The organism is Bacteroides sp. CACC 737 (assembly GCF_013874375.1).
Taxonomy (GTDB): Bacteria; Bacteroidota; Bacteroidia; order Bacteroidales; family Bacteroidaceae; genus Bacteroides; species Bacteroides uniformis.
This window is the reverse complement of the sequence record NZ_CP059408.1, coordinates 1,308,472-1,322,147: the sequence shown is the minus strand read 5'-3', so window position 1 is coordinate 1,322,147 and position 13,676 is coordinate 1,308,472. Positions and strand designations below refer to the sequence as shown.

Below are 13,676 nucleotides of genomic sequence, written 5' to 3'. Positions count from 1 at the left end.
AAATATACTATATTTAGAATTTGATGAGTTCTCCTTCAGAGTTAGTAAAATACTCCAAGTATCTACGTTTCATACGGGTGCCAAACTGAGGCGAGACATGGGGCAATGGTTCGCCTAACAATTGTTTAATGCGGAGATAAGGCAAATTTACTCCACCTGCTGCAATTACAGATACCGTAGCCGTCAAACGAGGATTAATATCCATTAAAACTGCCGTTCCATCTGCACTGCGCATAAAGTCAAAACCCACATTACCATCCATGTGCATCAAGCGCACCACATCGCTACATATTTTATAAGCTTGCCTGTCATAAGCCAATACGCTTTCCTGTGCAATACTCATAAGGCTAACGACATTTTCACGGCCTACCTGATAGATTACAGTACCCTTATGAGCCAAAAGGTCAACTGTGTATTCATTACCTGGCATGAACTCCACCAACATAAGTTCATCCAGCACATCCACTTCTTTCAAAATACTCAGCATATCATCGTAAGAAGTATAGAAACTGTTGGGCTTCTCATGGGCGAATAGCTGATAACGGGACTTGTTCGCATCAATAATTCTCACACCACGGCTTCCACTGCCATTGACTATTTTTAGGCATACAGGTTTTTGGGGATAACCCATATACTTACACCCTTCAACAAAGTCATTGACTGTATGGACTGGATAATATTCAGGCACCGGTATCCCTGCCTCTGCAAGCATTTGGTATGTCTTAAGCTTGTTATTTGCCACATCTACAGAATTGCTGTTGGAAACCGACAAAGTGACCCCTATCCGCTTGAAATCGTCCGATCGTTTCACCAATGCACTCACTTCCGCCGAAACTCCCGGGAAATAGATATCTACATGTTCTTTCTTGCAAATATCGAGCAATATGTTACAATAATCAGGATGAGTAGCTGCAGGTACTTGATAAAAAGCGTCAACCATATACCTGGCAGAAGGTTCATCAGACATATCCACACCTACTACCCTAATTTTACGTTCTCCATTATTTTTGAAGCAAGCTATGATGCCGGGAATAGATGGTGAGCCACTGGCGGAAATTAATACTGTGAGGTCTTTCATTGCTTCTCTGTTATAAAAGTGTTGAACACATCATCAAAAGTTTCTGCCCGTTTGATTACCTTAATCGTGCCATCTTGCGAATAACACAACATTTGGCAATCCGGTTGGATAAACGGTGGTTTTGATACGATTGAATAGCCCCCCACATTACCAAAGAGCAAAATGTCACTTACAGAAACTGGTTCCTTAAAGTCATGATATAAACAATCTTGTTCCAAACAAGTGTATCCCATAATATCTGTGATTCCCGAACTATAATTCGCATTGACAGAACCTGCAGAATGGACCACTCGATAAGGCACTTCCTTGAACTTGCAAATTTCACCGGCATTGTAATAGCAACTGTCCACGGTTACAAATTGTTTACCTCTAATAGACTTGATATTATCCACACGGGTTGCCAGTGATATAAACTTTGATATGAGGGTAGTACCCGGTTCTGAAAACAGAATAGGTTTCTTTTCTGAACCAGAAAAGAACTGCGCCATAGTTCCAGCCACTACGCGGGCGTAATCATCATAAGTCGGAACATGATCCCCAAACTGAATAGCGAGAGAAGGATCCATTTGTCCGAACATACCACTTCCAACGTCAACGTAGTCTACGGCTCCGTCAAAATAGTTAGAGATGACATCCAATAAACCGTCAATTCTATTTTGCCAAGCCTCTAATCCCCGTGCACGACTTATATGGCAGTGTACACCGCTCAAAACGACATTGCCGCATGCCTTTAGACAATCAATCGTACGTCGGAAAGATTCACTGTCTTTTTCCAGACCAAAACGTGAAATGTATCCAGCACCAATATCCATGTTAACACGGATACCGACCCTTATAATCTTGTTTGAATGAATGCGGGATATTTCAACGACACGTAAAGCTTCATCCTCACTGTCTATATTAGATATGCCCCCATTAAGAATATGCTCCTCCATACAACGGCCTTTACAAGGTCCGTTATAAATAATCTGACTGTCCGGATAGCCCAATCTTTTTGCTAAAGTATATTCCATATCGGACACAACCTCGGCATATCCCCCCATCTGTTTAACTAAATTACATATGTAGGGGGTATAGTTGGTCTTATAAGAGTAAGAAGGAATATAGTTATCGTAAACAGCACGGAAAGAGTCACATAATGATTGGAAGTTTTCACAAAAATCTTTTTCATGAAACAAATAGAATGGGGTTCCATAATCATGGACTAATCTTAGGATTTCACTATCCAATGCACTTTTCGTATCGGGATCCTTGGTATAAAACGGAAAATCTAACAGATATTTATTCATAAAAACAGTTTAAAATTTCAATACGGTTCCCGCATCAAATAGTTATAGCTCTTTACTCCCTCAAATGTCAATATATCTTCATTACACATAAAGCCATTATTCAAAAACACTCTTTGCGACGGTATATTCTTGTCTTTAACTTTTGCTATTAATTCTTTAATACCCATCCGGTTTGCCTCTTCTATGCCCAATCGAATAATAACATTACCCAAACCTTTTCCACGACTTTCTGATGATATAGAATAATCAATCTCAGCTTTACCCTCTTCAATATTGAATCGGACTTGACCAACAAGAGCACTATTCTTAACTAGAATAAAGATTTGAACATCATCTCTTTGCATACAATTGGCAAACCATTGACAATGACCACTATATTCAATAGGATCTGTATTAAACGCATTGTTACGAACAGTAGAATCATTGGCCCAATGAAACAGCAAATCTAAATCTTGAAAACGTACATTCCTAAGGTAATAACCATCTTGTAAGTTATGAAATAGCTGGCAATAGTTTTGACGAATGTCTTTCCCTATAGATGCGCAAGGAACCGTTGATGCATTAAGAGCATCCATATCTACATAGGGGTGCTCCACATTGCCCAAACCGATTACCCATCCTTTAGCAGTGACAAGATTATAGAAATCCATCTGATTATCTACAAACCACCCTGCCGCAACTTTTGTATTACAAAACAAAGCCTCAATGCACACTGTACTTGCTGAACAAATAACGAGATCTGACTGCCTAAACAAATCAGCCATTTGTTCAGCTGAAAGGCCTGAACAATATGTAAGGCGTCTATCTTGTGATATAGGGTGGATTGGTTTATAGGCATCACCTACAACTGCGGTTATTGATTTAATATTTTTGCTCTCAAGAAGATTACTTGCATAGTAACCGGTTGCATCAAAATCATCACAACCGCCAAATGTAATAGTAACTTTTTCTATACCCCCTATAGTATGACAACGCTGTTTTTTTACAGCTTCGATAAACGGATGACGGAGCAACGCCCAATCAACCCCCAAACAGAGTTTGGTATAGGGCTCTACATCAAACAAGGATTCATCCGTTAACCCATGGTTTATCACAACATCAGCCACATAATGCTTGTCGTGCATATCATCCACACACACCAGACAGCATCCCTTTTCTTTAATGGCACGCTGGTAATCAGTAGTAAAGAAATAGTTGTCAAGTACCACAATTTCGTCACCTTGCAAAAGGGAAAGGAACTCATCATAATGTGATTCTTCCTGTAAGGGGATGAAAGGACATACTTTCTCCATCTCACTTACCTGATATGAGGTAGGATGACAAGTAAAGAAGGTACAATCAAAATCGTCCTTCAGCATATCGGCCAAAGCCAGAGTACGAATAAAGTGACCGTAGCCGATGGTAGCACTTGCATCGGCACGGAAATAGATTTTTTTCAAGAAAATGAAATGAATTAAATTGAAATTATTGGAAATTCTTCACCACATCAGGCACAAGAGTTCCAGAGTGTGGGCCTCGACTGTACCGTATGATAACATCTATATTCTTCTTTTGACGTGCCGGACAAGAGGCAAATATAAGAAAGACAAACCGGATCAAGTGTCCGCATCTGCTTACATAACTCTACAATGCGATGCAAACCATAATACGCACGTATCAAACGCCAATCATCAAGATTGCCATACTCAAGTACTCGCTGAACCACTTGTTGAGGGCAGGCATCCATAGAAGCTTGAGACATATCAATGTCCCAAAACAAAAAGGGTGACAACTTACTCAAGCATTCTTTTTCGTCCATATACAGTTTCTTTTGCTACAAAAAAACAAATGAAGAAAACATCAAAAGAAGAGTGCTTCTTCTTTATGCATAAATACCTTCCTCCATAATGTTCAGTCTCAATATTCCGTCCATATCTTCACGCAATCTTACGATATCCACCGCGCAGCCAAACAAGTATTGAAGCTCTTCTTTGATGTGAACTAAACTAAACATGCTGGGCGTTTGCAATTCAACATAAACATCCACATCACTCTCAACAGTTTGTTCATCACGCGCTACAGAACCGAATATTCCCATACGCATAATGCCATATTTAGAAGCATTTTCGGCCATGTACTTACGCAAAAGAGTGATGTATTCAGATTTTGCCTTCATGTCTCTTTTTTTTACTACACACAAAGATAAATATCGAAACTAAAATAAAAACTGGCCGGAATCATGAAAAATCGGCTCCTAATCAGAGAAACTTTTGTTTTACCTTACTATTAATCCCCAATAGTTCTTGATGTTTCTCCAAGTATTCATAAATCATCTTATTCTCAATAGGAGTATTCTTGTAAAGCTGCTCATAGATTTCATTCATCAGCAAAAAATCGGCTTCTTCATCAACAGTCAAACGATAACTAAGCTTATTATAAGGATATTGCTTGCAAATATTTTTTTCATTACGAACTATGTAAGGGCAAACATGCTCTCTTTCTTCAGGAGTTTTAGCATGGTGATAAGCTTCTACTAAAGCATGCTTTGTAAATACCTCCACAGAAGTACCCAATGGGGTTTCGTTACAATACATATAATCCACATCACCCAAGTTTTCTATCATTTCATCAGCCAAATGCCAATCAACACACGGATTATCGCAAGTGGCCCTAACAATCAATTCCGGGCTATATCTCTCTGCACAATGATAAAAGCGCCCTAAAACATCATTTTCACTACCTCGATAATATTCTATCTTCTTATTATCCAAAAAATCGGCCAATTTATCATTTAAGGGAGTGTCCGGTATAGCAAATACAACCTTATCTATCTTCAAGGACTTATTGAGACGCATATTAACATGTTCGAGGATTGAAAGCCCACTGTTTCCCAACTCCATCAATACCTTCTCCGGCAGTCTTGATGAAGTCAAACGTGCTTGCACAATACAAAGTGTATTCACCATATTGTCCACCCTCCATCTACTTGAATATTCTGTCCCACCACATATTTTGATGCATCTGATGCCAAAAAAAGCAATGCACCTTTTAAATCCTCAGGATTGCCAATACGCCGGGAAGGATTTTTACCAGCCAAACAGTTCACGAACTCTTCATTCTTTTGTACAGAAGGTGAAGGAAAAGGTCCTGGAGAAATGGCATTTACACGAATATTATCACCTATTAGATATTCACCAAAGAATTTGGTCAGTTGAATGACTCCGGCTTTGGAGGCTCCGTATTGAGGAGGATTAAAGTTTGGTTTGCAATCACCGTCGTAAACCTTAAAGTCAGGAACCACCACACCGTACATAGAAGCGATGTTCACAATATTTCCAGACTTTTGTCCTCTCATATAAGGAATTACTTCGCGTATACACTTGTAAACACTACCTATAATACCATCAAATGAATAAGCCAAATCTTTGTCACTAACTTCTTCAGGATATTGACCGGACAGATATACTGCATTATTCACCAAAATATCAATACTACCATATGTTTTATTCACATCAGCAAAGCATTTTTTGATGCTCTCTGTGTTCGAAATATCCAAAGGGCAGAAATAGATATTGGAAACAATGGGAAAAGCCAATTTAAACTTTTGTTCATCTCTACCGGCCACAACAACTTTTGCCCCTGCTTCATTAAGAGACTGTACAAAAGCTTTTCCCAAATAACCGTAGCCGCCAGTGACAATGGCTACTTTATTCTCCAAAGAGAAAAAGTCTAAAACATTCATATTATAACCAATTAGAAGGATTCAACAAATAAGTTTCTTTCACAGTTATCTGTTTAGCCAACTCCTCAACCTCTTTCGTACAGATGGCCACATTGATATTGTTCTGCAACTGACTTATATTATCAACCCCTATCAATACACCATCAATAAAGGGGTTTCGAAGCACAAAACTTAATGCACATTGTTCAATGGTGATAGAATGCACTGCACAATAGGATCTAATCTGCAATAAATAAGGTTTCAATGGTTCCATCTGCCCACTAAGGCTACCCAGATCCTTAAAAAAAAGTCCCTGCAAAAATACAGAACGAGTATGTATCTCTACCCCAGACTGCTTAAGTTGAGGAAGATAAACATCGAACTGCCGATCGAAGAGATTATAAGGAAATTGTAAAATATCAAACTCTACTCTATTATCTAACAAATATTGCAGTTGATTGATATCATAAAGCGAAAAACCAATTTTTTCTACTTTTCCCTCTGCTTTGAGTTGCTTCATCTCTTCCCATAATTGGGGATGGGATTGATAGAACTCAAAATGATGAACAAGATAACCATATAACTTCTGTTGATGGAGCTTCTCTATAGAAGAAGCGAATACGGTAGCAACATTTTCTTTAGACTGGGGATATTTGGAAATAATCTGAAACTGAAGATTATTTTCAGAAAGAGACCTTCCTAAAACGCTCTCACTACTTCCATAGGCAGAGGAGGTATCAAACGTATTAATTCCGCTTTTCTTTGCCCACCTCAATATCTGCCCAACCTCATCTTGGTGTACCTGCCCAAACTGATTATTTATTCCATAGTCAAGTCCGAACTGTACGGTACCGAGAACAAGCTTGTTTACGCAATTCATTTCGCTACAAATTCTATAACCTTTTTAATCACATACTCCTGTTCCTCGTTCGTCAGCGTGGGATACATCGGAAGACTCAGACAATGTTCGTAATACTCTTCTACTATAGGTAAATCGCCTTTCCTATTGCCCCACTGCTGATAGTAAGGCATCAGATGAAGCGGAGCATAATGAACCTGCGCATAGACATTGTTCTCGTGCAGATAATTATAAAGACCCAAGCGGTCAGCTACTTGAATGATATAAAGGTGATAAGCATGATAGACATCGGCAGTATTGAACGGAGTCTTGATACCATCTATTCCGGAAAACGCTTCATTATAGCGTCTTACGATTTCATGACGACGTTCAAGACCTGCTTTCGCACGCTCCAGCTGAGAAATACCCAAGGCAGCCTGAAAATCAGTCAGACGGTAATTATACCCTAACTCCTGCATCTCGTAATACCAGCCACCATGATGCTCGTGCAATAAAGCAGGGTCTTTCGTAATGCCATGCGTACGGTAAAGACAAAGCTTGTCATAGAGCTCCTTGCTATTGGTGGTCACCATGCCTCCCTCACCCGTAGCGATATGTTTCACGGGATGGAAAGAGAATACGGCACAGTCGGCAAAACGACCGTTACCACAATGTTGTTTCTTGCCTTTACTGTCCATGAAATAGCCGCCGGGAGCATGGCAGGCATCCTCGATAATCCACAAACCGTACTCGTCGGCAAGCTTTCTGAACTCTTCCAGATCCAAAGGATAGCCTGCAAAATCAACCGGAACAATACCTTTGTAAGTACCGCGGGGAGAAGCTTTAAGCATGGCTTCGAGTTTACGGATATCCATGAGGTAAGTATCCTTGTCAATATCACAGAATACCACCTCGCCGCCACAATAGCGGATGCAGTTGGCACTGGCAGCAAAGGTCATGGGAGTGACAATCACCTTGTCACCCGGCTTTACATTCAGTGCGGTAGCTGCAAGATGAAGCCCCGAAGTAGCATTGTTCACCGCTACGGCATATTGTGCACCTACATATTCGGCAAATTTCGTTTCAAATTCCCTGATTTTGGGACCTTGTGTCAGGTAATCGCTTTTCAGGGTATCGATGACTGCCCGGATGTCCTCATCTGTGATATGCTGACGACCGTATGGAATAGGCTTGCTTATCATTTCACCTCGAAATTAGGGTCAACGTATTTCTTGATATTCTCGCGCATAGTCTCTACTGTCTCCCACTCCGTATTGTTGTCACTGCTGTAGTGGAAACCGTCGGGAACGGGTACTGCATTGTGATGTCTGATGAACTCTTCGCGACTGTGCTTGAAAGATACGGAAGGAAGAATGACATAATATCTGCCCAAATCGATTGTATCAAGAGCATCGGTTACAGTAATCATCTCCTCGTGCAGTTTCTCTCCCGGACGGATGCCCACTTCCACCTGCGGCAGATTGGGTGCAATGGCGGTAGCCACGTCCTGGATATGATAGGAAGGAATCTTAGGAATAAAGATTTCACCACCCAGGTGATGTCCGATGGCATACATGACCAAAGCGACACCGGCTTCCAGTGAAATGTTGAAACGGGTCATGCGCATATCGGTTATGGGAAGTTCCTTCGCCCCGTTGTCACGCTTGTTGATAAAGAAAGGGATTACGGAACCGCGGGAACCCATCACATTGCCATAACGGACTACGGAGAACCTGATGTCCTTGGAACCGCTGATATTGTTGGCGGCAGTAAACAGCTTGTCGGAAGTGAGCTTGGTGGCGCCATAAAGATTAATGGGGGCACAAGCCTTGTCAGTAGAAAGGGCCACCACATGCTGTACACCGGTGGCAAGAGCAGCCTTTATCACATTCTGCGCACCGTGTACATTGGTTTTGATGCACTCTTCGGGATTGTATTCAGCGGTATCCACCTGCTTGATGGCGGCTGCATGGATAATCACGTCCACTCCTTCGCAAGCCCGCGTCAGGCGTTCGAGGTCACGGACATCACCGATAAAGAAACGCAGTTGCGGATACTTATGACCGGGATATTTCTGTTTCAGCTCAAATTGCTTCAGCTCATCGCGGGAGTAAATAATAATTTTCTTTACTTGCGGATAATCACGGAGAATGGTTTCCACAAACTTCTTTCCGAAGGAACCCGTTCCTCCGGTAATCAATACGGATTTATTGTTAAGCATTATATGAAAAGTTTTATTCATCGATATATTCCCATGGATAGGGATTGTCTGTCACATTCTGAAATTCATCAACCGCTTCCTGCTGTTCGGGAGTAAGTGATAAGGAATCCCAGGAGGCGATGATGGAACGGCCTTCGTCGGCCAAAGACTCGTCGAACACTTCACCGTAGCAGGCGGTAAGCAGACGGAGCTTCAGTAAGGAAGCGGGAAGGGCGTCGAGCACATCCCAACAACAGTCCAGCACTTCCTGGACATGCTGCTGCTTTTCGCCATGGTCCACAAAAGAGGCGCTGTAACCCATAAGAAGGGCAAGACAGACATTTGCCTGCTCTTCGATGGTAGTGCCTTTTACACCCGACCGGTATAAAGCCATGGTAAGACGGTAGACCTCACCGTTCCGCCGTGACAAGTCATCGCTATAGACGGGACTGCCGTCCATACCCAAATACATCAGTTCGTGCGCAGCACGCTGAAGAGTGATTGCTTCTTCGGAAAGAGACATAAGCAATTATAGAATTAAGAATTAAAAATTAAAGTTCAGCCGATTACTTCTATAAGATCGGGATGGATAGTGGCCATGGCAACAGCTATGACACCTTGTATTTCGATAACCACGCGACGGTCACGTGCGCCTTTCACCTTCAGAAACACACCCTCTTGCCCCTCAAATTCACCGCCGGTAATCCGGACTTTGGTGCCTTTGGACAAGTTCAATTCATCCGGTTGAAAATAAAGAAGATGATCATCGTAAGTGCCGGATACGGCAATGAAACGCTGCATCTGACCGTCTGGGACAATAATCTTCTGCCCACTGCGGGTATCGGTGATATATTGCAGATAAGTGACTTGAGATTTTACACGCTGCACATCGGAAGGACGGGCATGGACAAAAAGCAGATTATGAACGACCGGAACCAGAGCACGGACTTTTTTCCCTTTTTTTATACATATCTTGTATTGCATAGGAATGAAACAGCCCAAATTTTCTTTCTTGAGCAGATGCATGGCATCTGGTTCTCTGCGGTAGGTGGCACGCATAGCATACCAGATTTCGACCTCTTTCTCTATTCCCATTTTTATGCTTTTGTTCAGACAAGGGTGTTCTCCTGGGGCTTTGAACCTCTTGCATACACTTGAAATTCAATTACTTGCGGACACTTTATGTAGAATACGACAAGCTTTATGCCCTTCTTGTCAACAGATTTTTTGCAGTCATTCATTACCTGTCAGGTAAAATGCTGTAAACGAATCTATTGCAAGCAAAAAGCGTTCAATAGACGTTCGTTTTTTGAACGTCAATATTTAAGAAAACTAAAGAGGGAAGATTACTTAAAAATTAGTAAAAGGAAGAAGTTAGAGAAATACAATGCAATAGGCTTACTGACAAAGTATTATACTCACTAAAAAGAAATTTATAGAATATTTTTATTAAACATTTTGCGAGATTCAAAAATACACGTTATCTTTGCGTTCATTAAACGAACGTTTAAAAAACACCTTTTCCAAACGAAATATTCCACTGTATAACAAATAATTACATTGAAATAAAAAATATCGTGTTTATAGAAATCAGATTCCTACAAACACGATATCAATTAAAAAAGAAATTACTATTCTCAGAAGTTAAAGATACCCAATTCCGGGAAAGTAGCCCCTTGCACTGCAAAACAGATTCCGAAGCAAGCCGCACTTACAATCCAAAGAATAACCAGCGTCCACTTCAAACCGGAATTCATCGGCTGCCATTTGAATATCTGACTGAAGATGGCCCATACAAGACTGACCAAAGGAATTCCTACCAGCAAGATTCCTGCAATGTACATCACAATGGCAGACAACGGAGAAGTAGGCAGTACCACATCAGCCATCGGGAAAAAGGAAATGAGAGCCGCACCGCCACCAACAGCCACCGCTATCGCAGCAAACAACAACGCCACAAATACCACTCCAAATACAAACAATACCGGGCTGCAGATAATGGCAAATATCACCAGACAGATTTTCAAGAACCAGCCGACAATCATCACCAATGCATCTCCCAACTTCTGCAAGAAAGTACGGGGTTTGTCCGACCTCATATAATCATTCACCCCATTGGCAACCTTCTCAAAACCGTCCGTCACCGTCTTTCCGATATTCTCCACCGTAACGGCCTCGCCACGCATACTCAACTTCTCGGCCGCTGTGCGGGCTTCCGGTATAACCAGCCAACACACGATATAGACCGGTATCAATGTCCCTACCCCACAAATCAAGATGACAAGCAGTAACAGTCGAAGTAAAGTTACATCCCATCCCAGGTAGGCAGCCATTCCACTGATGACACCACCCAGCATTTTGTCATCCGGATTGCGGTATAGACGACGGCGTGTAGTGCCATAAGCGGTATTGCTGTTCCAAGCACCGGCACCATAGCCGCCCCCGGCACTCGTGCTGCCGGAATCGGCACTAGCACTCTCTCCTTCCGCCTCCATATCTTCCGGCTTTCCCATGCGGGCAATCACCTCTTCCACATCGGCTATCGTGATTACTTGCGAACCGGCCGACAATTTCTCGGCAAAGAGTTCGGAAATACGGCGTTCAATATCATCTACAATCTCGTCGGCACCGACTTCCTTGCGGAAGTGCATCTTGAGATTACTCAGATAATTATCCAAAAGACGGTATGCGTCATCATCAATATTGAAAACGGTTCCACCTAAATTTACAGTTAATGTCTTTTTCATAACACATTATTTATTTACAATTTTACTATTTACGATTTACCATCCGGCGAATTACGGTATATTCTCTTCGGCTATTTCAAGAATTGCTGATGTGATTCACCGTCTCGTTCAACTCTTTCCAGGATGTTTCCAGTTCACCGAGAAAGACTTCTCCTTTTTCCGTCAACCGGTAATATTTACGGGGAGGACCTTGCGTAGACTCAATCCATTCATACCCCAAAAGGTCGTCGTTCTTCAAGCGGGTGAGCAACGGATAAAGTGTACCTTCCACCACAATCAGTCTGGCTTCTTTCAACTTCTGAATGATATCCGAAGCATAAGCCGGCTCTTTGTGAAGCAGCAGCATGATGCAATATTCAAGCATGCCCTTGCGCATTTGCGACTTTACATTGTTTACATCCATAATGGTATTTACTATTTGACAATTTACGATTTACTATTTGGCTGCACAATAGAGTAATGAGTATCCTTATTCATTCTATTGTTGTTCCTTGTATGGCACAAATATATGTATTATATCAGTACCTTGCATTACAAAGTACCATATATTAAACATTATTAACAAGAAAAGTAGTTCACGCTACTCTATAACATCAGTAACGTGAACAGAGAGGAAGAGGGATATTTACTGATGGATAACAATTTTATCCAATATACCGGTCAGACTCGCAATTGCTACTCCGTAGTTGGTTATGGGGATGTGCTGTGCGCAGGCATGGGCTATACGATTGAGAACGTACTTCCGGTTGAACATGCAAGCGCCACAATGGATAATTAAATCATATCGGGACAAGTCTTTGGGAAAGTCATTTCCAGATACAAAGTCTATCTGCAATTCCTCGCCGATGCGCTTTCGTAACAGGCGGGGAATTTTGACGGTGCCGATGTCCTCGGTCAGCGGGGCGTGGGTGCAGGCTTCGGCTATCAGCACACGCGATTGGGGTGTCAGGCTATGAATAGCGGCAGCTCCCTCTACAAAGGCATTGATGTCTCCTTTGTAACCGGCAAAAAGAACCGAGAAGGAAGTAAGACTACTCTCGGCAGGCTTTTGTTGATAGACGATGGGGAACACCTGAGAGTCTGTGATTATCAGCTTAGGCGGACGGACAAGGGCTTGCAGGGAGACTTGCAGCTTGTCGGTGGTACAGCTCATCACTAAGCACTTTTTATCCAACAGTTCGCGGATGGTCTGCACTTGCGGAAGAATGAGACGACCTTTGGGGGCTTGTATATCCTGGGGCATCACCAGCAGGACGACATCTCCTTCACGTACCAAATCGCCCGTGATAGTCTGCTCACCAAAATTCTCGGGAAGCTTTTCGAGGATAGCATCGAAAATGCCTTGAATGCCGGTACCCTCTTTGGCACTGACCACAACGGGAGCCTGCCCGCACTCCTTTTCAATCCGAAGAACCACGGAAGCGGTGTCTTGACGGGAATCGGCTTTATTCAGTATCAGTATCACGGGGATTTCGCGCGCTGCCAGCAGCTTTAGCCATTGCTGTTCCAGCGTTCCGTCAGCTTCATAAAGCAAGAGGGCGATGTCCGCTTTCTCCACCGTCTTTAAGGTACGCTCCACGCGCATACCGCCCAGTTCGCCTTCGTCGTCATCAAAACCGGGAGTATCGATAAAAAGGCACGGGCCCAAAGGATATACTTCCATGGCTTTGGTCACGGGGTCGGTAGTAGTGCCGGGCGTTGCGGATACCAATGCCGTGTCTTGCCCGGTCAAGGCATTGACAAGGCTGGACTTTCCGCTGTTCCGTCGTCCAAAGACGGCAATGTGCAGGCGGTTGGAACGAGGTGTATTATTCATAAATCCGA

Annotated in this window: 15 protein-coding genes; all 15 read right to left on the bottom strand. The window is 42.5% G+C overall.

The window, feature by feature from the left end; all coding sequences use genetic code 11:
• Nucleotides 1–13: 13 nt before the first annotated feature.
• Entirely contained in the window at nucleotides 14–1,078 is a 1,065-nt protein-coding gene (locus H1A11_RS05720) for an ATP-grasp domain-containing protein (protein ID WP_181757861.1), read from the bottom strand.
• The gene (locus H1A11_RS05715) at nucleotides 1,075–2,367 is read right to left on the bottom strand and encodes a hypothetical protein (RefSeq protein ID WP_081030666.1); all 1,293 of its coding nucleotides are present in this window, start codon (nucleotides 2,365–2,367) and stop codon (nucleotides 1,075–1,077) included. Before H1A11_RS05715 ends, H1A11_RS05720 begins: the two co-directional genes overlap by 4 nt.
• 17 nt (nucleotides 2,368–2,384) lie before the next feature.
• Nucleotides 2,385–3,806: a bifunctional UDP-2,4-diacetamido-2,4,6-trideoxy-beta-L-altropyranose hydrolase/GNAT family N-acetyltransferase gene (locus H1A11_RS19030; protein ID WP_255461540.1), complete on the bottom strand. Its 1,422-nt coding sequence runs from the start codon at nucleotides 3,804–3,806 to the stop codon at nucleotides 2,385–2,387.
• A 47-nt stretch (nucleotides 3,807–3,853) separates the two neighbouring features.
• Nucleotides 3,854–4,165, bottom strand: a complete 312-nt coding sequence (locus H1A11_RS05705; RefSeq protein WP_080650795.1) for a hypothetical protein — start codon at nucleotides 4,163–4,165, stop codon at nucleotides 3,854–3,856.
• A 63-nt stretch (nucleotides 4,166–4,228) separates the two neighbouring features.
• Nucleotides 4,229–4,522 (bottom strand): nucleotidyltransferase family protein, encoded by a 294-nt coding sequence (locus tag H1A11_RS05700; RefSeq protein WP_178498601.1) that lies wholly within the window; start codon nucleotides 4,520–4,522, stop codon nucleotides 4,229–4,231.
• An 82-nt stretch (nucleotides 4,523–4,604) separates the two neighbouring features.
• Nucleotides 4,605–5,312: a cytidylyltransferase domain-containing protein gene (locus H1A11_RS05695; RefSeq protein ID WP_016273586.1), complete on the bottom strand. Its 708-nt coding sequence runs from the start codon at nucleotides 5,310–5,312 to the stop codon at nucleotides 4,605–4,607.
• The gene (locus H1A11_RS05690) at nucleotides 5,306–6,088 is read right to left on the bottom strand and encodes an SDR family oxidoreductase (protein ID WP_016273585.1); all 783 of its coding nucleotides are present in this window, start codon (nucleotides 6,086–6,088) and stop codon (nucleotides 5,306–5,308) included. The genes H1A11_RS05695 and H1A11_RS05690 overlap by 7 nt, the downstream gene beginning before the upstream one ends.
• A gap of 1 nt (nucleotide 6,089) precedes the next feature.
• The gene (locus tag H1A11_RS05685; protein ID WP_016273584.1) at nucleotides 6,090–6,947 is read right to left on the bottom strand and encodes an aldo/keto reductase; all 858 of its coding nucleotides are present in this window, start codon (nucleotides 6,945–6,947) and stop codon (nucleotides 6,090–6,092) included.
• Nucleotides 6,944–8,107, bottom strand: coding sequence for a UDP-4-amino-4,6-dideoxy-N-acetyl-beta-L-altrosamine transaminase (gene pseC, locus H1A11_RS05680; protein WP_181757860.1), 1,164 nt, complete (start codon nucleotides 8,105–8,107; stop codon nucleotides 6,944–6,946). The genes H1A11_RS05685 and pseC overlap by 4 nt, the downstream gene beginning before the upstream one ends.
• Nucleotides 8,104–9,126 carry a UDP-N-acetylglucosamine 4,6-dehydratase (inverting) gene (gene pseB, locus H1A11_RS05675; protein ID WP_005836599.1) on the bottom strand — a complete coding sequence of 341 codons (1,023 nt, stop codon included), beginning with the start codon at nucleotides 9,124–9,126 and terminating at the stop codon, nucleotides 8,104–8,106. The genes pseC and pseB overlap by 4 nt, the downstream gene beginning before the upstream one ends.
• Nucleotides 9,127–9,139: 13 nt before the next feature.
• Complete coding sequence (locus H1A11_RS05670) at nucleotides 9,140–9,628, bottom strand: UpxZ family transcription anti-terminator antagonist (RefSeq protein WP_005829506.1); 489 nt, start codon at nucleotides 9,626–9,628, stop codon at nucleotides 9,140–9,142.
• Between the two features lie 35 nt (nucleotides 9,629–9,663).
• Complete coding sequence (locus H1A11_RS05665) at nucleotides 9,664–10,200, bottom strand: UpxY family transcription antiterminator (RefSeq protein WP_005825336.1); 537 nt, start codon at nucleotides 10,198–10,200, stop codon at nucleotides 9,664–9,666.
• A gap of 542 nt (nucleotides 10,201–10,742) precedes the next feature.
• Nucleotides 10,743–11,852 (bottom strand): PspC domain-containing protein, encoded by a 1,110-nt coding sequence (locus H1A11_RS05660; protein WP_057281191.1) that lies wholly within the window; start codon nucleotides 11,850–11,852, stop codon nucleotides 10,743–10,745.
• A gap of 76 nt (nucleotides 11,853–11,928) precedes the next feature.
• Entirely contained in the window at nucleotides 11,929–12,255 is a 327-nt protein-coding gene (locus H1A11_RS05655) for a PadR family transcriptional regulator (protein WP_005825341.1), read from the bottom strand.
• Between the two features lie 222 nt (nucleotides 12,256–12,477).
• On the bottom strand, nucleotides 12,478–13,668 hold the full coding sequence (gene hydF / locus H1A11_RS05650) for a [FeFe] hydrogenase H-cluster maturation GTPase HydF (RefSeq protein ID WP_181757859.1): 1,191 nt from the start codon (nucleotides 13,666–13,668) through the stop codon (nucleotides 12,478–12,480).
• Between the last annotated feature and the right edge of the window lie 8 nt (nucleotides 13,669–13,676).